The sequence below is a fragment of the Paenibacillus sp. FSL H7-0918 genome (assembly GCF_038007025.1).
GTDB classification, from domain to species: Bacteria; Bacillota; Bacilli; order Paenibacillales; family Paenibacillaceae; genus Paenibacillus_AQ; species Paenibacillus_AQ odorifer.
Window position 1 is genome coordinate 801,222 of record NZ_JBBOWJ010000003.1, and the last position, 19,770, is coordinate 820,991.

The 19,770-nt window shown below is 42.3% G+C and carries 22 protein-coding genes; 3 read left to right on the forward strand and 19 right to left on the reverse strand.

Going from position 1 to position 19,770, the window contains the following annotated elements; genetic code table 11:
* Nucleotides 1–65: 65 nt before the first annotated feature.
* Nucleotides 66–686 carry a TetR/AcrR family transcriptional regulator gene (locus MHI15_RS23435; RefSeq protein WP_341164941.1) on the forward strand — a complete coding sequence of 207 codons (621 nt, stop codon included), beginning with the start codon at nt 66–68 and terminating at the stop codon, nt 684–686.
* Nucleotides 687–829: 143 nt separating this feature from the next.
* Nucleotides 830–3,037 carry an MMPL family transporter gene (locus tag MHI15_RS23440; protein WP_341164942.1) on the forward strand — a complete coding sequence of 736 codons (2,208 nt, stop codon included), beginning with the start codon at nt 830–832 and terminating at the stop codon, nt 3,035–3,037.
* A 112-nt stretch (nt 3,038–3,149) separates the two neighbouring features.
* Here the strand turns inward: MHI15_RS23440 and MHI15_RS23445 are convergent, their stop codons facing one another.
* The 6 genes from MHI15_RS23445 to MHI15_RS23470 all read right to left on the reverse strand — a co-directional run bounded on the left by MHI15_RS23445 (nt 3,150) and on the right by MHI15_RS23470 (nt 8,649).
* Nucleotides 3,150–4,283, reverse strand: a complete 1,134-nt coding sequence (locus MHI15_RS23445; protein ID WP_341164943.1) for a GNAT family N-acetyltransferase — start codon at nt 4,281–4,283, stop codon at nt 3,150–3,152.
* 36 nt (nt 4,284–4,319) lie between these two features.
* On the reverse strand, nt 4,320–4,949 hold the full coding sequence (locus MHI15_RS23450) for a hypothetical protein (protein ID WP_076280742.1): 630 nt from the start codon (nt 4,947–4,949) through the stop codon (nt 4,320–4,322).
* A gap of 114 nt (nt 4,950–5,063) precedes the next feature.
* Complete coding sequence (locus MHI15_RS23455; protein WP_341164944.1) at nt 5,064–5,849, reverse strand: ABC transporter permease; 786 nt, start codon at nt 5,847–5,849, stop codon at nt 5,064–5,066.
* A gap of 6 nt (nt 5,850–5,855) precedes the next feature.
* Nucleotides 5,856–6,605: an ABC transporter permease gene (locus tag MHI15_RS23460; RefSeq protein ID WP_051491475.1), complete on the reverse strand. Its 750-nt coding sequence runs from the start codon at nt 6,603–6,605 to the stop codon at nt 5,856–5,858.
* A gap of 127 nt (nt 6,606–6,732) precedes the next feature.
* The gene (locus tag MHI15_RS23465) at nt 6,733–7,788 is read right to left on the reverse strand and encodes an ABC transporter ATP-binding protein (RefSeq protein WP_076126169.1); all 1,056 of its coding nucleotides are present in this window, start codon (nt 7,786–7,788) and stop codon (nt 6,733–6,735) included.
* 78 nt (nt 7,789–7,866) lie between these two features.
* A complete protein-coding gene (locus tag MHI15_RS23470; RefSeq protein ID WP_036686690.1) occupies nt 7,867–8,649 on the reverse strand; it encodes a GTP cyclohydrolase II in 783 nt (260 codons plus the stop codon).
* Nucleotides 8,650–8,843: 194 nt separating this feature from the next.
* On the opposite strand from MHI15_RS23470, the gene MHI15_RS23475 reads away from it, so the two are divergent.
* Entirely contained in the window at nt 8,844–9,170 is a 327-nt protein-coding gene (locus MHI15_RS23475) for a winged helix-turn-helix transcriptional regulator (RefSeq protein WP_036686688.1), read from the forward strand.
* A gap of 77 nt (nt 9,171–9,247) precedes the next feature.
* On the opposite strand, the gene MHI15_RS23480 is transcribed toward MHI15_RS23475, so the two are convergent.
* From MHI15_RS23480 to MHI15_RS23540, 13 genes are all read right to left on the reverse strand, one after another.
* On the reverse strand, nt 9,248–10,132 hold the full coding sequence (locus MHI15_RS23480) for an ABC transporter permease (RefSeq protein WP_076126165.1): 885 nt from the start codon (nt 10,130–10,132) through the stop codon (nt 9,248–9,250).
* Nucleotides 10,129–11,121: an ABC transporter ATP-binding protein gene (locus tag MHI15_RS23485; RefSeq protein WP_076126163.1), complete on the reverse strand. Its 993-nt coding sequence runs from the start codon at nt 11,119–11,121 to the stop codon at nt 10,129–10,131. Before MHI15_RS23485 ends, MHI15_RS23480 begins: the two co-directional genes overlap by 4 nt.
* The gene (locus MHI15_RS23490; RefSeq protein ID WP_076279015.1) at nt 11,121–12,206 is read right to left on the reverse strand and encodes a DUF4179 domain-containing protein; all 1,086 of its coding nucleotides are present in this window, start codon (nt 12,204–12,206) and stop codon (nt 11,121–11,123) included. The genes MHI15_RS23485 and MHI15_RS23490 overlap by 1 nt, the downstream gene beginning before the upstream one ends.
* A 44-nt stretch (nt 12,207–12,250) precedes the next feature.
* Nucleotides 12,251–12,769 (reverse strand): sigma-70 family RNA polymerase sigma factor, encoded by a 519-nt coding sequence (locus tag MHI15_RS23495; RefSeq protein WP_076135192.1) that lies wholly within the window; start codon nt 12,767–12,769, stop codon nt 12,251–12,253.
* A gap of 119 nt (nt 12,770–12,888) precedes the next feature.
* Nucleotides 12,889–13,206 carry a hypothetical protein gene (locus tag MHI15_RS23500; protein ID WP_036686678.1) on the reverse strand — a complete coding sequence of 106 codons (318 nt, stop codon included), beginning with the start codon at nt 13,204–13,206 and terminating at the stop codon, nt 12,889–12,891.
* 143 nt (nt 13,207–13,349) lie between these two features.
* Nucleotides 13,350–14,804: an N-acetylglucosamine-specific PTS transporter subunit IIBC gene (gene nagE / locus MHI15_RS23505; RefSeq protein WP_036686675.1), complete on the reverse strand. Its 1,455-nt coding sequence runs from the start codon at nt 14,802–14,804 to the stop codon at nt 13,350–13,352.
* A gap of 47 nt (nt 14,805–14,851) precedes the next feature.
* Entirely contained in the window at nt 14,852–15,358 is a 507-nt protein-coding gene (locus MHI15_RS23510; RefSeq protein ID WP_076126158.1) for a PTS sugar transporter subunit IIA, read from the reverse strand.
* A gap of 22 nt (nt 15,359–15,380) precedes the next feature.
* Nucleotides 15,381–16,247: a PRD domain-containing protein gene (locus MHI15_RS23515; protein ID WP_370511602.1), complete on the reverse strand. Its 867-nt coding sequence runs from the start codon at nt 16,245–16,247 to the stop codon at nt 15,381–15,383.
* Between the two features lie 219 nt (nt 16,248–16,466).
* Nucleotides 16,467–16,850, reverse strand: coding sequence for a DivIVA domain-containing protein (locus MHI15_RS23520; protein ID WP_036686669.1), 384 nt, complete (start codon nt 16,848–16,850; stop codon nt 16,467–16,469).
* 93 nt (nt 16,851–16,943) lie between these two features.
* Entirely contained in the window at nt 16,944–17,303 is a 360-nt protein-coding gene (locus tag MHI15_RS23525) for a helix-turn-helix transcriptional regulator (RefSeq protein WP_036686667.1), read from the reverse strand.
* 570 nt (nt 17,304–17,873) lie between these two features.
* A complete protein-coding gene (locus tag MHI15_RS23530; RefSeq protein ID WP_312147939.1) occupies nt 17,874–18,143 on the reverse strand; it encodes a hypothetical protein in 270 nt (89 codons plus the stop codon).
* Nucleotides 18,144–18,710: 567 nt separating this feature from the next.
* The gene (locus MHI15_RS23535) at nt 18,711–18,920 is read right to left on the reverse strand and encodes a hypothetical protein (RefSeq protein ID WP_341164945.1); all 210 of its coding nucleotides are present in this window, start codon (nt 18,918–18,920) and stop codon (nt 18,711–18,713) included.
* A 377-nt stretch (nt 18,921–19,297) separates the two neighbouring features.
* Complete coding sequence (locus MHI15_RS23540; RefSeq protein WP_256716644.1) at nt 19,298–19,657, reverse strand: GNAT family N-acetyltransferase; 360 nt, start codon at nt 19,655–19,657, stop codon at nt 19,298–19,300.
* Nucleotides 19,658–19,770: the final 113 nt, after the last annotated feature.

Here is a 19,770-nt window from a genome sequence, read left to right on the forward strand (position 1 = left end):
AAAATTGAATACTTCATAGGTTCTTCACCACAATTACAGCTATATGGGAGGTGTATACATAAATTATGATTAAACAAACGTTGAGAGATATCAAAAAAGAAGCCACTGAAAAAGCGCTAGCTGAAGCGGCATTCGAACTTGCACTTGAACATGGGTTGGACGGTTTTGTTGTTGAAGATATCGTGCAAAAAGCCGGCTACTCCAGAAGAACTTTCGCAAACTATTTCACATGCAAGGAAGAGGCAGTTGCGATGGGAGCAGTTACCGTACGGAACACAAATGAGTATGAAGAATTGCTCACCAAAATCCCTGAAAATGCCTCCCTGCTGGATACCTTATATCAACTAATTAAGATGCAACTTACATCTGAGCTTATAGGGAGGTTGCGTGAGCTTTCTTTACTTTCCCGAAAATTCCCAGCTCTCGAGCCCCATTATCTAAGAGCAATACATCTTACGCAAACTGGAGCACAAAAAACATTGTTGCACTTGTCAAATGGTAAGTATGACGAGGTCTATACTTATCTGCTTATAAATTCGGTTTACGGAACTGTACTTCCCTTAATTGACGGAAAACTTAATGTGCTGCTTCCGGGACAAACGACGAGCGACGATCCAAGTCCTGAAACGCTTACGTTCGATCAATTTTTGGAAACTATTTACGGATATTTACGCAACGGATTCTAATAGGCTAACAATCAGTTTTCATCAACGAGGGAGTGTAAAATAGATACATGTCAACATTATTATACAGAGTGGGAAAAACCGCTTATCGCAAACCTAGGTACTTTATTTTAGGATGGATTTTAATTTTAGGAATTGTCATCTCTATGATCAGCATGAATGGTATTCATATCAGTTCAGAAATGAAGATTGAAGGCACGGAATCGCAAAAGATTTTGGATCAATTAGCAACAGAACTTCCGGCTGCATCTGGTGGACAAGGAAGTGTCGTGTTCAAAGCACCTCAAAACGAGCGATTGGATACGCCAGAACGTTTGGCAGCGATCACTAAAGGTGTTAATGAGGTTTATGGTATAAACGAAGTGATTAATCCTGCGGATTATGCAGCGGAAGCAAGTAGTTCAACCACTGAAACAACTCAGGCCGCCAGTATGGATCAGTCTGCAGCAGCCACAGCCCCCCCTTCCTATGGTCCTCTGATGGCAGATGGCGTTCCAGTACCTGGTGTTATTCTTTCCGCAGACGGTAGCATTGCATTGTTCCAGTTCCAGTTTACCATTGAGCAATCTGCTATCTCTCAAGATATTTTTGATTCTGTAATTGATACCGTCATGAATGTCGAGAAAGATACCAACATCACTGTACTGCCGGGCGAGACACTCAAATCAGTATCTATCGGTGTAGGATCAGCTGAGATTGTCGGACTTGTCATTGCTGCAATTGTTTTGCTGGTGACGCTTGGCTCTGTCGTTGCAGCAGGTCTGCCCCTTATAACTGCACTGCTTGGAGTCGGCATCGGTGTAGGTGGAGCATTTTCTATTTCCAAATTCATTGAAATGCCTAGTGTCACTTCCGTCTTGGCGCTTATGATTGGATTAGCCGTCGGAATCGATTATGCTCTTTTCATTGTAAATCGCCAACGCCGGATGATTATTGATCAAGGATTAAGCGCACAAGAAGCTGCGGCTAGAGCAATTGGCACATCCGGCAGCGCCGTATTTTTCGCCGGTTTGACGGTTATTATTGCTCTCTGCGGTATGCTTGTAATCGGGCTTACTTTCTTATCTACGATGGCGTTAGTAGCAGCTGCTACCGTCCTTATCAACGTATTTGTTGCCTTAACCCTATTGCCGGCATTGCTCGGATTGGTGGGTGAACGCATCTGTTCGCCTAAAGCTCGCAAGAAAAACAAGGATCATCATACAACGGGTAACCGCGGTATAGCTGATAGATGGGTTAAATTCGTCATCAAGTATCGTTGGGTCACTATTGTTGCCATCGTCGTGGTACTTGGCGTAGCAGCAACCCCTATAGCCAAAATGGAAATGGGCATTCCCGGAGCTGCCTCAGCGAATTTGGACACGGTAGCAAGACAAAGTTATGATGCTATATCCGAGGGTTTTGGAGAGGGCTTTAACGGACCGCTTATTTTGGTTGCAGAACCAAAGAATTCTTCCACTCCAGTCACTCCGGAGCTCCTAGGAAATCTTGTAAAAGAGCTCCAAGCTCAAAAGAATGTCGCGTTGGTCACTCCTCTGGGCATGACTAAGGATTTGGCTATCTTCAGTCTGATTCCAGAAACGGGTCCTAGCGATATAACAACCAAAAATCTGGTGAATGATTTACGGGCTGCGGAATCTAGTATCGCTCAAAGTAATGATGTTAAACTCGGGGTTACCGGCTTTACCGCTGTTAACATCGATATGTCGGCCAAACTGGCAGATGTATTTCCCATTTATGTAGGAATCATCATTCTCCTATCGCTCATTATTCTTCTGTTGGTATTTCGTTCGATTATCGTTCCTATCAAAGCTACGATCGGCTTTCTGCTTAGCATACTCGCTACCTTCGGGATCACCACAGCCGTGTTCCAATGGGGCTGGCTCCATTCTCTCTTTGGTTTCGACACCGGTGGCCCATTGCTAAGCTTTATGCCAATCATCGTTACGGGTATCCTATATGGGCTCGCGATGGACTATCAGGTTTTCCTTGTCAGTTCCATGCGTGAATCGTACGTTCATGGTCATGAGGGATCAGAGTCCGTTGTTCATGGATACAACCAGGTGAGTCGTGTCGTTGTAGGTGCTGCTATAATTATGATCTCCGTTTTTGCAGGGTTTATTTTTACGGATGATGTCATGATTAAACAAATCGGCTTTACACTGGCCGTAGGGATCTTAATCGATGCTTTCATTATTCGAATGGGATTAGTTCCTGCTGTAATGTCTATTTTCGGCAACAAAGCTTGGGCACTTCCAAAATGGCTCGACCGTATTCTGCCAAACCTGGATGTCGAAGGCGAGAAACTGATTGCTACACTCAATGCTAAAGACAAATCTAATTCCATGAAATAGAAACAATAATAAACAGCCTGAGTCCTGTATTCCTAGGGGTTCAGGCTGTTTTGTTTCTGTGGTAGGGTTCACTTCCCTCGAAGAGCAGATGGGCAAGGCTCTGGAAATTATCTCATTGAAGATTAAGGATTAAAGCGGGGCGCACACCGTAACAAGCTAAGTTGACATGTCCGTAACTGCGAATACTGCTACGAGTACCTACAAAATACGCACGTGAAGAAATCGCAGGTTGAGTTCTCAGCCACCACCATGAGCAGCCAAACTCTTCATCCTTCTCAAGGATATAATCAGCTTTGACTTTTTTATCATACACATACAATTTACATCCATCGTTCTTTTTCACTTTGGAGAATCCCGTTCCTATCGCCCTACGCTTCGCACGTAAAGTATCTTCTCCAAGTTTAAAGGTGAATTCATTCGCCTCCGAAACACTAAGCAGAAAAATCTTATCTTCCGTGTTTATACTTCCCTCTCCGTTATCTGTGCATTGTGTAGTCTTGATGAGCCTGTGCTCGGAGTCATTAAAAGCGGCATTATAAAACTCATCGTTCAACCACTTTCGCAAATCGGAGTCATGCCATGTAACGTCAACATATTCACCGTGATACCGCTTGCAGTCCAAAATATACTCGCTCAAAATGAACAGTTCTCTACCTGAATTTTGCAGCACCCGCCACTTTATCGGCATTTGGTCTGCTCCGTCCGCCATTTGCGGATAAGCGCCAAAAGTAATTAGTTCGCCGGGTTTCGCCCGCTCATACATGGAAGCAAGATTATCATTTTCATTACAAATCATAATAATAAATTCTGTAGTTCCTTTAACGATTTCAGCTTCCCTGCTAAATCCTAGTTTTTCATACAAGCGTATCGCTCTATCGTTGAACTTCGCCACTGTCAGCCGCTTTGGTTTTTCCTCGCATCTCTCATTAATATAGTTAAGGACTGTAGTGAAAAATAGTGTCCCATTCCCCTGTCCGGTTAACTCAGGCTTCATTCCTAAACCCACATCTATAAAATCCTGAGAATATGTATATATATCATTTGGAACCTGTGCCGGACTTCCTACACAGAAGAAACCAATCAATTGTTCATCTGTATCAAGTACAGAAAAAAACGCTTCCTCTAGCATTTCACTTATAGCTTCAGGAGTTAGTTCATTATTGTAAAAATCATAGGGCGGATCATATTGCCAGCTTAAAATATCCTTAGCAGCATCAGCATTCAGCTTTTCCACGTAAAGTTCCATTTCGCATCCCCCTTTGTTTTCAAAATCGATAAGTCCTTAAGAGTCTAGCTCTGCTAACTCCTGAAGGATTGTCTCTACATCACCATCAGGATTTAACGCTTTGATCATCTCTTTTGTAATGGCTGCCCCCTCATAAACTTGTGCAACAACCTCTAAAGGGAGTGTGAGTTCAAAATAACCTTCGGCAAATTCCACAAAATCCTCAGCTGTGCGGAAAATAGTCCCTAGCAAAAAGTCCGAACCATCTTCTACCTCCGCTGGAATCTCTACTTTCCCCTTCTGCCACGTCAAATCATTATTTTCACGCCAAAAACAAAAAGTAACATCATCCTTAGCTATCGCCTCATCTTCCAGTAAAGACAATAGCGAGGTTGGGACCTCTTCATAGATTCCTGGCCAAACTTCATGTTCGTCACGCGCATATGGACTTACTTCGGACTCATGATCAAAACCTTTAATTATCGTTCCTTGAGGTGTAAAAATAATAAACAAATTATCGCCTGAGCCATTATCGATCGATGCTAGAGAAACATTCTTATCAAATTTAGAATCAAAACTATGATAGCGAAGCCAGTCCTCTGGACATAGGACAATGTTTAGAGAAGCAAGTATTTTCATAAGTTTTTTTAAGTTTTCGGGTGCTGGTAAAATATCTAACACATTCATCTATGATTCCTCCCCATTGTAGATATAATTGATTTTAGCATATTCATGAATTCCGGGTGAAAAAAAAGACTACCCGAAGGTAGCCTTTCCAACTTAACAAAACACTAGCTTAACTTAAGACCCCGCACCTTTATATCTTCGTACGCCATAACTCCAGGCTAACAAACCAATCCCCAGGAATATAGCGCCTACTACAGGTGTCATCAGAGCAAGGCTGGTCATCTCCTCCCGCTGTAGAAAAAGCGCGGCTGGATACACTCCGACGAATGCAAATGGAATGATCCAAGTAAGCAATACCTGTATAGCACGATTGTAAATCGTTACCGGGTAACGGCCATAAGTCTGAATGTTGTACATTAACGGAAGAATGCCAGTAGGAGCATCCGAATAGAAAGACAATGAAGTCAACGTTGTGTAAATCCCCGTATAGATGGCGACCGCACTTAACGTTAGAATGATCAGAGCCGGTATCGTCCACCATTCAAAGGGAAGACCCAAATTGCTGCCACTGATGGCCATAATAATAATACCTATGAGTGAGCCCATAAGTGCTGGTGGATCAACATTTTCCAAAAAGATCTGGAACAAATTATGAGCTGGGCGTGTCAAAATACGGTCCATCTCACCTTTAACGATGTAACGTTCACTAAATCCCCATAGATTCACAAAACAACTAAAGACCCCAAATGGCACCATAAAGAATCCATAAACGAACACTACTTCATTCTGATTCCAGCCGCCCAGGCTATCTGTGTGCATAAAAATTACGAGAATAAAGATAAAGTTGGTAGCTTGAAAAAGTAAGTCTGAAATGACCTCTACCCAAAAGTCAGCGCGATAGGTGAGCCGGCTCTTCATATAGTTTTTGATATATTCAATTAATAATCCCAGGTAATACATGTTTCCTCAACCTCCCTGCACGAAGAGACGCTGCCGCGCCGCATGATATAACCAGACAATTGGAATCAGCAATACCAGGAACCAAATAATTTGTATCCCTAATACATTCCATATTCCAACCCCTTGCACCCGTCCCGTAAACACTGAACCTGGCAAGTAGGTAATCGCCTGAAACGGCAGCACCTCAAGTACGGAAGATAACCAGTTAGGAAACAGACTGATCGGTACGATTAAGCCGGAGAATAAGTCTACAATCACCCGCTTCATTCGCATCATGCCTTCATTATTTTCTACAAAAAATGCCGAGAGCCCTGTAATGATATTGATCTGTGAATTAATTAAAAAGCTGAAAAAGAGCATCACCAGGAACCCTGCCCAAGCAGATGGCGCTGTTGGCAATTGAACCGGGAACAGCAACATCGCTATGGCCATGCCGGGAATCATAAATAAGAGGAAGCGGAACATTCCCTCTCCAAGACCTTGCATCATTTTGACTAAGACATAGTTATAGGGCCTTATAAACTGGATAGCGATACTTCCATCACGGATATCCGTAGAGATCTCGCGGTCTAGGTTATTAAAATAAAAGGCTCTAGCCATCCACGATACAGCTACATATGACGTCATTTGCGTTGCAGTAAAGCCACCCAATGAATCCCCATTGCCATAGATGGCCATCCAAGTGAAATAGTTAACCCCAATATTCAGTGAATAGATAAGAATACCTGAGTAGTAGTTAATCCGATAAGCAAGCATGGTAAGGAAACGGATGCGTATAAAATCTAAGTAAGCCCCGAATAGTAATTTACGGCTATTCTCCTGAGGACCACCAGAAGACGCGCCTCCTGAGGAGGAAGACATAGCCGTTGCAGGATTAAGCTTATCAGACATGTAAAGCCTCTCTTTCATCCTTCAGAGCGGCAGCCATTTCATCAGGCTTGTCTGCAGACCCGGATTGATAAATACTGCGAACAATATCGTCCGTATTGGTCTCTATGATTTTGATATCAGTAATATCTGCTTTTCCCACTACTCTGCCTAATACATCCGATACATTTAGCTCTAGCGGTATCCAGACAGACGCCCCTAAATCGTTCTCCGCAGACCAAGTAACAGGCAATCCCTCAGTCCATAACTCAAGTTGCTGACGTTTCGTAGCATTTCCAAATTGAAATTGAACCTCACGTCCGGTTCCCCAACGCTGCTTCAGGTCTTCCAGTCCTCCGTCATAAATGATACGGCCATCATCAAGCATTATCACTCGGGAGCAAAGCGCCTCAATATCTTGCAGGTCATGTGTAGTCAGCAGTATGGTTGTCCCATGCTCGCGGTTCATATCTTTTAGAAATTCACGGATCTCTGACTTCACCACAATATCTAAGCCAATGGTCGGTTCATCCAGAAATACAATCGACGGATTGTGAAGCAATGCTGCCACTAATTCACAACGCATCCGCTGACCTAGACTTAGCTTACGAACCGGACGATTCAGCAGTTCTTGCAGTTGCAGTCGTTCGACCAATTCATCCAGCCGTTTCTTGAAATCTTGTTCAGATACCCGGTAAACCTTGCGCAGGAGCTGGAACGACTCAATCACGCCAATGTCCCACCATAGCTGACTGCGTTGCCCGAATACCACACCGATATTTTTCACGAATTTCTCGCGCTCCAAATACGGAACATACCCACCTACTGTCAGGTTTCCGGAAGTCGGCACGAGAATACCTGTGAGCATTTTGATCGTGGTCGATTTCCCAGCACCGTTCTCGCCGATATATCCACAGATCTCACCTTCAGGAATGGAAAAGGAAATGTCCTTCACCGCAGTCACTTCCGTATATTCCCTTTTAAACAAATCAGCGAAGGCCCCTTTGAGACCCTCGCGGTTTTTTTGTACTTTGAATGTTTTGCGTAAGTCTTGTACTTGAATAGCAGTCATATTGTACCTCACTAAGCTTAGAGTTGGTTCCCAGTACCCCATTATAATAGAAGAAGCGCAAAAGCACTACTTCAATCTTTACTTAGCCAGTCTTTCATTTAGCGAATGGGTGTCCTTCACAGCTTCTAAATGCCCTGAGCGAGCGACTTTAGTCCGCAAATATTTCTCGTTAAAAGAAGATACATCTCCCCATAACGCTACTCTTTTCACGGCATTCATCCCTGCAGCCTTGAGCGCATCCAATTTCTTCGGATTATTCGTAATCAGCGTCACTGGTTTGTGACGTAAAGTTTGCAGAACACTGATTGCTTCTTCGTAGTTTCTTGAATCATCAGCAAATCCCAACTCTAAATTAGCCTCAACTGTATCGTATCCTTCTTCCTGTAAAAGATACGCTAAAGATTTGCTGAACAGGCCAATGCCTCTTCCTTCATGATTCGCGAGATAAAATAATGCCCCAGAGCCATGCTCAACAATCATTTTCATGGATTGATGCAGCTGGAATCCGCAATCGCAACGTTTACTGCCAAAAATATCGCCAGTATGGCAGATGCTATGCATCCGGATCAATGCATCCTCAGACCCTTCGAAATCGCCATATACCAACACACTGGATTGTTGTCCTTCTGCTAAGTTCATGGATGGCAAACGTGAAATTAAAGCTGCCGTTGCTTTACTGCTATCCTCTTGAAGAAGCTCTGCATCCGTTGTATTCAGCCAGTTGTACCATTTAAAAACAACGGTCTCGCCGTCTAAATTCACCGGTAACGTGATGGGTCCAACCAATATATTTGTGGAATTTGCTAAAGGAATTCGCGTGATTTTATTCTGTAAAATAGAAGTGATTTCTGGTTTAATCATAATTACACCTTCCTCATTGTTCATCAATGCTTAGATAGAGCTAAGCATAAGGATAAAATATTAGTTAAATTATAAGTAACTATTTGTAAGTAAGTTTATCATTGTAATATAACTTCGTCAAGTTATAATATATCTTTAAATATTTATAATTACTTTATGTAAGTTTATGATATAATGAATGTCGAGGTGATATTATGAATGATTTCAACATGTGTCCTCGCTTTGAAAAAGCGGTAGACTTGCTAAGTAAACGTTGGGTCGCGCTTATTGTTTTCGTGCTTATGCCAGGGCCACGCCGTTTTGGTGAAATTGAGAGCTGTCTGTCCAATCTCAGTGGCAAGGTGTTATCTGACCGATTGAAGGAAATGGAAACCGAAGGTATTATAGAGCGAACTGTATATCCTGAAATGCCAGTACGTATTGAGTACTCTCTGACTCCAAAAGGCACAGCGCTTGCTCCTATACTTGGTGAAATTGGAAACTGGTCTACCGAATGGATTGAGCTTGGTATTAAGAAATGATTCCCGCTACACAACACAAAGAGCCCTAATTGTCCCGATCATGAGACAAGAGGGCTCTTTTTGGATTAACATCCCCTTTATAAGTCTTTTCGCTCGAAGCGAAGTAGACCTATAACAAAAGCTAACAGGGTATATCCTATCGCATAAAAAATAAACATATTTGACGGAACCGTATTAAAATCCAGCAATCCATTCATGCTGCCGAACAATCCCATCATTCCACTCATTTCATTAGCGCTGAACAGGACGGCGGTCATTTTCCGCTGTAAACCATCCACTGGCATAAGCAGTGCCATCATTCCTGACAAATTATTTAATGTGTCAAGGACATCGGGTTCTAATCTCAGCGATCCTCCGATCTTATCAATCATCCCGCCTAACCAGCCTGCTCCATATAACATTGTCATAAAGACACCATTCCCCACTGCTGAGAAGAATCCAGAACCCAGCATAGAAATCGTAATTAGCAAAGGCACTACAGAGGAGAATAACAAAAATGATTTCAATAGGACTACGACGTCTCTAGGAACGGTGGCATGGATCTCAGTAATCCATAAAATAGAAATAAATAAAATCAAGGCATAACCGATCCCAAGCGTCACATATCCAAGCCAGCGGCCTGTGTACCATTTCCACCGCGGCAGCGGTCTTGGCAGTAAAGCCTGCATAACCCCTTGTTCCGCTTCACCTGCAATAGCTGAGAAGGAACTGAAGATCGCCAAAAAGGCGAGTACAAAAGCGCCAAAAAAGAATCCAAGTGATAATATAAAAGCACCATTTGTAAAATTAGCTAAGAGATGCTCGCCACTGCTAATATCTGTTCTGTTCGGTATTCCGCTTTGTCCGATCGTATTTGCCACAAACCAAAATCCTATAAGAAAGACAATGGTCATAAGCAATGTTAATACCATTACTCGTTTACGCAGCAATTCCTTCCAGGTCATTCCTATGATTATTCTCATTCGTGTTCACCTCTGTGACTTAGGCCGGATACAGCACTCATAAACCAGTCTTCCAGACGTTCTCGCTTCCGTGAGACTTCATATAAGGTCATGCCCTGTTCAATAATTAACGTGTTCAGCCAGCCTACTTGCTCCTCATTCTCCAATTCCGCTTCCAGCCAAACTGTGCTACTCTCCAATGTAGCTGGGAATGAAGCTCCTTTTTCAGATTGAGCTCCGATATCCGCTGAAACTTTGATCTGAAGTTCAGTACTATCCTGTAACCAAGACAACAAAATAGGCGTAAAACCGCCCACTTTAAAATGCCAGCTTGTTCGCTTATTTAAGATCTCAGATACTTTCCCATGCCGCAGTATAACTCCGTTATTCAGCAGTGCCATACGGTCGCAGATGAGTTCAACATCCTCCAGTAGATGAGAGTTAAGAAATATTGTAACTCCCTTCTCTTTTAGCCTCTGCAAAATATTCCGAACTTCCTGACGTCCAATCGGGTCTAGCGCCGATGAGGGCTCATCCAGAAAAACGATGGCCGGATTGTTTACAAGAGCGCAAGCAAGCCCTAATCTCTGCTGCATCCCTTTGGAATAATGTTTCACACGATCCCGTCCACGGTTTCCAATTCCAACTTCCGCTAGAAGCTCTGGAATTCTTTTGTCGGCTACAGATCGATCTACACGGCACAGCTTGGCATGCAGTCTTACTACTTCTTCCCCCGTAAGCCATTCTTGATAGCGATATAATTCCGGTAAATATCCGATTTGGGACTTGGCTTCAAGTGAACCGATCTTATGACCAAATAGAGTAGCACTACCATTCGATGGACGAATGAGACCTACCAACATTTTGACAAAGGTACTTTTCCCCGCACCATTAGGGCCGAGGAAGCCAAAGGCTTCCCCTTTCCCAACAGTAATCGTTACATCACGGCAACCACGTCCGTTATCATATTCTTTAGTCAAAGACTTCGCTTCTATTGCAGCAGCCGTCATTATTCAATCAACTCCCCTAGCTTCTCTAAGAATACAGCTTTATCTGTATACACGCTTCCTCCGTTGAAATCAAACAGTTGTCCGTTCTGTACCCAAACGGCCGAGTACACAATCCCTTGACTATATTCATTCTGATTCAGTAGAACCGTTGTATCTTTAATCTTTATTTGATCGGTATTCAGGCCTTTTACCAGTGGCAGAGGAATTTCACCCGATAAAATGCGGCTCTGCTTTAAGCTGGATTTCAGATAATCTGGCAGCAATGGAAAATCGATTATAGCTTCCAAAGCTTCATCAACCTTTATAGTTGGATCTACCGTAATTAAAGGAGTCTTCGTCTGTGTAAGATTAGCCCATTTATCATTATCAATCGAAAGATCATAATTCACGATCTCCGAAAGATCTAATTTAATTTCTTTCCCATCTATGGCTTCTGGAAGAAGCTGTTTTGCACCCAATCTTTTCATTGCTTTATTAACTGCTTCAATATTAAGCTTCAAGGTTATTTCTTGTGAATTGGTTATATATGCGCTCTTCACATTCTCGAGCAAAGTTCCGCTTGGAAGTGTAACACCTAGAGTCTCTTCCACCTGATTTAGCGGAATAATCCCTTTATTTGAACCAAAGGAACTTGTAAACACACCAAATTTGTTCATAGCTTCATTCATGGATTGACTTTCATTTACCTGATAAAAAATATCCCGGATATCATTTTCATTCACAACTGTAACTTCTTCCATCCGAAATTGATTCAGCAGCGATGCCATAGCCGTATTTCCTACTGGAGTTCCAAGTATAACCGCAAAGATCGCGGCACCTGCCACTGCTACTCCCCATTTGCGCCGACGATTCATGCGAGGACGCTTGGATGGGCGATTAGCTGTTGGATTGTCATCCGTAGATTGAGGCTGGTCTATATGTGGATCTGTTTTGTCATCATCTTTCATAACATCCACAGACAACTGCTGACTCCACACAGACCATTTGGGACTTGCAGGCTCAGACGCTAACTTGTTTTGCAATTTGGCCCAGGCTTCATCTGTATGTTGTTTATTATGATCTTGATTTAGCGGTTGTTTAGTCATTAGTAATCCCTCCTAAATAATTTAGCTTCGCTTATCTCGTTTTATTATTCCGTCTGAGACAGTGATTTTGCTGCATTTTGTCTTAACCTCTGGGTCGCACGGTGCAGTAATGTCCCTACTACGGGAGGTCTTAGACCAAGCTCGCCTGCTATTTCCGCATAACTGTAACCAGAGTATCTAAGCAGAAGCGCTTGTCTATCCCTGTCAGGCAGCTCGTTCAACCATTCATGAACATCCTCCTGATCCAGCTTACTGATTAAGACTTCCTCTCCTGAAGGAGGTGATTCCCCCACTTCGTATAACTGTTCTTGTTTATTTTGCAGCCGCCGTTCCCTTGCTTTTTTGTCCAGATAATCATATCCAATACGAGTAAGGACTCTATGAAGCCAGGCACCCAGCGCTGCTGGATCATCTGGGGGGTTACGATACAATCTCAGAAAAACTTCTTGTGCCAAATCATCTGCTGCCGACTCATCACGAACCAAAGCGGTCAGCTTACGTCTGACAATAGGATAATGTTCATAGAATATTGCTTTAAAAATTTCAGATTCCGGAATTTCCATCTTGTAAATCCTCCTTATCAGCTGCAGCTATAAGTAAGACGACTATCAATGTATTTTTGTATCAAGATTACGTAAAAAAAGACAGCCCCTAAATTAATAAGGAAACTGTCTTCTAGTGTTTACCTAATTCGAATGTAACGATTAAGAATCTTTTTAGATAAAATACTCCGTTCCAGCCTAAGCTCCCAGAGCTGCTCTTTCCACTGAAACTGTTGCTCTGAATGTTCATTCTCTCGTAACTTCTCAAACAGCTTCATGATCATTATGTTAATGGCATCAAACCTTGACCAAAGTTCTATTACACTTTCTTCTTGTATCTGAGGACTTTCCGCTGCTGCACTAAGATTCTTTAAGCGCTCAATGATGTCAGCCTGCCACTGCCCATCTTTAATCGCCTTGGCGTAATTTAAAAGATCCAAATAATCATCGACTGACATGTGTACCGACTCCTTTGCTTACTTATACCAAGTATTATACTAGGCATTATCTATAAAGCAACCCTTTATCTCTGGACACAGCAAAAAAACAGGACTGGTATGAGAACCAGCCCTGTTTAAGGATTTCAACATGATCAATTTAGTTATAAAAGCTTTTGAATATCATCTTTAATTTGCTCTGATTTTGGACCAAATACGATCTGCACAGCCCCTTGACCCAGTCTCATAACACCGGAAGCTCCGAGCTGTTTCAATGCGGAATCTTTAACGGCTTTTTCGTCATTAACAATCAGACGAAGGCGTGTGATACATGCATCGATATTGCGGATGTTCGATGGACCGCCGATGTTCTCAAGAATTTGAGCAGCTTTAGAAGACGATGAAGGCGTTCCATTACCTCCAGGTGGTGCTAACAGACTTTCTTCATCATCATCTTCACGTCCAGGTGTTTTTAGCTTGAACAATGAGATAATAAAGCGGAATAGTACATAATACAAGACGAAGAATCCAAGACCCACAGGAATAAGTATCCATGCATTAGTAGACAGTTTCAGGTTTACAAGATAATCGATCAAACCTGCGGAGAAACCAAAACCAAGCTTAACATCTAAAATGTACATCAAGGCCATGGAGAATCCTGTTAATAAAGCATGAACTCCGTACAAGAGTGGTGCTACGAACATAAAGGAGAACTCAAGTGGTTCAGTGATCCCTGTTAAGAAAGAGGCAATGGCAGAACCGATGAAGATGGAAGCAACCATTTTACGTTTTTCCGGTTTAGCTGTATGAATAAATGCAAGTGCTGCCCCTGGAAGCGCAAACATCATAATTGGGAAGAATCCAGTCATAAACATCCCAGCAGTTTTATCTCCAGCGAAGAAGCGGTACAAGTCACCATGCACCAGTTCACCAGCCGCATTCGTAAAATCACCAATTTGGAACCAAGCAATCGTATTAAGTACGTGGTGAAGACCGAACGGAATCAGCAAGCGGTTAGCTGTACCGAAGATGAATGCTCCAACAGCCCCCAGTGACACAACCCAGTTCCCGAAGTCACTGATAACATCTTGTATCGGACTCCAGATCATACCCACAAATACAGCAAGAACCATCATAGAAGCTGCCGTAATGATTGGGACAAAACGTTTACCTGCAAAAAATCCGAGCCAATCAGGCATTTTTATATTGTGATATCTCTTGTATAAGAACGCTGCCCAAGCACCGGCAAAAATACCACCAAGCACACCCATGTTCAATACAACATCATCATTGATGAAAGAGAATTGAAGCGGTACGATAAGCAGAATCTTAGTCAGTACCATGTAAGAAATTACTGCTGACAAAGCTGCTACGGCGTCACCGGCAAATCCAATGGCAACCCCTACCGCGAAGATTAAGGCTAGGTTACCGAAGATCGCATTCGCTCCGGCGTTTAGAAATGGAGCAAAGTATTGATTCAGAAATCCACCAATGGTCGCTCCTAGCGGAATATCTTTTTCGTAGTTAAGCAAACCAAACCCTTGAAGAATAGCTGCCGCCGGCATGGTTGCAACAGGAAGCATTAACGACTTACCTAGTTTTTGTAGAAAAGCCAACATTTAAAATCATCCTTTCGGTTCAATAGTAGTAGTGCTCTATAAACCATTTACTTTGAAGCCACGGTAAGAATCAGATCCTGTCCTGCTGTAACCTGACCATAATGTCCGCTTACTTGAGGTGGATTCTCCTCTGTACTGGTCACGATTACAGGCGAAATTGTGTCACAACCTGCCGCGCGAATTACGTCCAGATCAAATTCGATTAGGGTTTGACCTGCTTTTACTTGATCTCCAGAGGTTATATGACTGACAAAACCGTTGCCCTTGAGGCTGACAGTATCGATTCCGATATGTAATAGCAATTGCATACCGGAGGAATGTTCCAGAATGACTGCATGACTCGATTTCACGATATGAGCAACCCTACCGTCAAAAGGCGCTTTCAAAATTCCTTCAGAGGGTTTTATTGCAATTCCGTTACCCATATGACCGCCAGCAAAGGTTTCATCCGGAACCTGTGCTAGTGGAACTGACTCCCCGCTGATTGGTGCCATGATTTCGATGGTATGTTCAGTATGTTTCTCTTCTTTTTTTGATTTCCATTTGGAAAACATATGCTCCACTCCTCTTAAGATGTTAATTTGATTTCACTAAAGTCTGAAATAACCGGTGCAAATGCATGGCTAGAAAACATAGTTCTTCTTCCGGAATTTCGACCTCAAGCGATCTTTGCATTACTTTACCGAGCTTTTTAGCCAGCTTGTATTCCTCTTTGTATTCTTTCTTAATATGTTTCACAAAGGGATTATCTATTAGTGATCCTTTTAAAATACGTTCCAGCGAAAAACGCAAGTGGATCATTAATCGGATATGATTCATACTGCCGTGCTCAAAAGTTATCTTTCGTTCTTGCTGAATCATGTCTAGAAGCTCATTGACAATATTAGAGGCCTTGACTAACTGACCAACCGATACATTATTGACTGCTGAATACACATGATAAGTAAGAAATCCAATCTCATCTTCGGGGATTTGCACTTGAAATTCAGCATTAATTTTCTCCGATGCCTTGTAAGCGATCTCAAATTCCTTCGGAAATGACATTTTGGTTTCTTGCAAAAACGGATTAATAATATCCATCCCGTTGCGCAGACGGTAGATGGTGAACTGTATGTGGCTCGGGAGTGCCAGATAAATCTTGTCGTTTAACTTGTCAGGAAATTGACTTTGGATATCTGCAATTATCTCATCAGTTATTTTCATTACCTTAGGATCTATATCTTCCAGCAAAACTTGATATTGGCTCCAGGCTTCGCGATCTTCTAGACGAAACAATTTCTCAATCCGAGCATCATTTCCTTCGATCACACCAGAACCCTTCACTGCAAATCCAATACCTTTGCCAATGATGACATATTCCTTCCCGTTTTTGCTTCCCTGAACCATTACAACGTTATTCCCAATTACACGCTGTACTTGAAATTGCTCGATCTCTCGCGACAAGCTCATCACTCCTCTCCCTAATTATCGTCAAATTGGAACAAAAAAAGCCAAGAATTGTCTAATGGAAATAAAGACAATTCTTGGCTCATGCCCTTAACGGTAACACGCCACTAAAATATAAATGATCATTTATGAACATATCATAATTCATGAACTGCTAACTCGTCAATGGTAAATTTAGAAATGTCAAGCGGAGCTCCCATTATCCCAAACAGCGCCTTATAAAAACTCTTCCACGCGAGGAAGCTTATCTTTAAGCTGGCGGACGTTAGTTTCAAGCCTCAGAATAACCTCTTCCAATTCTTTTGGATCAATGCCTCGGGAAACAGGAACCTGGATAACCTCTGTTTTTGTTTCTGCCTTTAATTCCCGCATTTCCAGCTGCTGCTCTTGCCATTTATCCATCAGATCAGCTATCGTCGCATAGAAACGTTCGTAATCTTTGATTACGCTGTCCAGAAATGTATCTACTTCCTCCGCATCGTAGCCACGCAGCTTCATGCTGAATTCTTTTTCATGTATGGTTAGAGCGTCTAATGTGATGCCAAGTTGACTGAACAGCTTCCGCTGTTTGTCTAACCGGCGTTTCATATGTTCATCCATCTTTTGCTACCTCCAAGTATATACTGCAATCATCCGGCAGTAACCATTATAACAGGGTGAGAGCATCCTGAAAATATTACTATAGTTGCAGTTCTAATAGTTGTCCACAACAGCTTTATTCAAAATGCCTAAGCAGCGGTCAAGATCCGTCTTTACCTGCTTTTTATATAACTTTGCTTTCTCTTCTCCATCTGAGGTGAAATGGTAAAGTACGATTTCTTGAAAATCCACTTTAGGGTCATTGCCTTTCAGCTGCTTGGTTCGATATAAAATCCCTTGCTGCACCAGCTCATGCAGGGCGCGATAGATTTCACTCTGTGGAGGGGAATAACCATGGGCTTTGAAATCCCGACGTAAATCCTCCAGCATTTGATATCCGTAACCGCGGTGTTGTTCTACCATTGTTATAAGATACACTTTGATAAACGCTCGTTGAGCAATCATAAACGCCATATAAACCCTCCTCATGTTGTAAATGTTGTTGGCTAATCTTTCCTTCTATTACTCTAGTATAAGCACTATTTTCCAACTTTCACAACCTGAAATTTGATAGAGGGTTCACTTATTACGTTGTTTATAGAGATTTGGTGGGATATAGGATGATTTATGTGGATGTGGGTAGGGAGAGCTTAGTTTATTTGTGGTTTTCTATTGTGAATTTTTCATATGGTGAAAGTACGGAATAAATGATTGTACATCGTTGATTTCGTAGAATGATCCTCGAAGAATTAGGTCCACATGCTTCGGCACGATACAAATTCTATCTGAACCCGCATGCTTCGGCACACCCTCCCATTCTTTGTTTAATTTGATTCGTTTGGTTTGTTTGGTTTGATCCGTTTGGATTGATCAGTTTAGTTTGATCAGTTGCTTGTTCGAGCTACTATCGGACCCAGTTGACCCTATTCGCTGCTTTTCCCCACTTTTGCTGTGCTATCGGACCTCATGGGCGCTATTGGCATAAAAAGTAACATATATACAGCTATTCTTGTGGAATAGCTGCACTGGTGTCCGATACTACTCTCAAATAGCAAAATATTTGCAAATAGCGTCTTTTGAGTCCGAAAGCTTCAGCGCGAACCAAACTCTATCTGGATCGGCAAGTTTCTGCGCAAAGCGAACTCTATCTGGATCCACATACTTCAGCACGTTACAAACTCCATCTGAACCCGCATGCTTCTGCGTGAACCAAACTCTATCTGAGCCCGCATACTTCTGCGCAAACCAAACTCTATCTGAGCCCACAAACTTCTGCACGAAATAAACTCTATCTGAATCCACAGGCTTCAGCACGCTCCCCCTCCCATTCTTTGTTTAGTTTGTTCAAGTTTGCTCGTTCGAACTACTATCGGACCCAGTTGACTCTATTCGCTGCTTTTTCCCACTTTTGGTGTGCTATCGGACCCTATGGGCGCTATTGGCATAAAAAGTAACATTTATACAGCTATTCTTGGGGAATAGCTGCACTGGAGTCCGAAACTACTCTCAAATAGCTAAATATTTGCAAATAGCGTCTTCTGGGTCCGAAAGTTTCTGCGTGAACTAAACTCTATCTGGATCCACAGGTTTCTGCACGAAATAAACTCTATCTGAGCCCACATACTTCTGCATGATCCTCCTCCCATTCTTTGTTTAGTTTGTTCAAGTTTGCTCATTCGAGCTACTATCGGACCCCATTGACTCTATTCGCTGCTTTTCCCTACTTTTGGTGTGTTATCGGACTCCATGGACGCTATTGGCATAAAAAGTAACATATATAGAGCTATTCTTGGGGAATAGCTGCACTGGAGTCCGAAACTACTCTGAAAAAGCTTAATATTTGCAAATAGCGTCTTCTGGGTCCGAAAGTTTCTGCGTGAACTAAACTCTATCTGGATCCACAGGTTTCTGCATGAAATAAACTCTATCTGAGCCCACATATTTCTGCGCAAACCAAACTCCATCTGAATCAATATACTTCAGCACGATACAAACTACATCTGAACCCGCATGCTTCTGCACGATACAAACTCTATCTGAATCCACATGCTTCAGTACGCTCCCCTCCCATTCTTTGTTTAGTTTGTTCAAGTTTGCTCGTTCGAGCTACTATCGGACCCCATTGACTCTATTCGCTGCTTTTCCCCACTTTTGGTGTGTTATCGGACCCCATGGACGCTATTGGCATAAAAAGTAACATATATACAGCTATTCTTGGGGAATAGCTGCACTAGAGTCCGATACTACTCTGAAAAAGCGAAAAATATGCAAATAACGTCTTCTGGGTCCGCATGCTTCAATAGAACATCAATTCGAAAAGAAAAACGCAAAAAAGCGATCCTCCAGTTATTGAAGAATCGCTTTTTTAGGTAACTAATAAGTTCCACTTTGCCAAGTTCATTTTCTAAACGTCCTTCTCAGCTATAATCCCTGCGCCACTCCGCTTTCCAAGTAACCTCTCCTAAGCACTATTTCATAGCGTTTTTCTCCATAAATTCATCTTTCGTCAATCCAAACAACAGTAAGTCTAAATACTGTCCATTTGTATAAATAACTTTACGGCGCACGCCTTCTTGAACACAACCCACTTTTCTAAGCATAGCTGCTGAGGGTTCGTTACCTTCGAGCGTACATTCGTTAAACTTGTTGAGTCTAAGCTCCAAAAAAGCATACTTCAACAGGATGTTGATAGCTCTTGTCCCATACCCCTTACCTCGATGATCTCTATCCACTTGCACGCCTATACTGAACGTACCATTTTTCTCGTCTATGCTATTAAGATTTACTCCACCCACATATTCACCATTCAGATTTTCGATCGTAAACATTAGCCGCTGTGATGAGAATTCTGCAAATGTGAACAGATCTTAGTCTTATTTTCTCATCCTGCCAAAAATAATGACAGTAATCTATCTCTCTCATCTTATACCTCCGAGTCAAT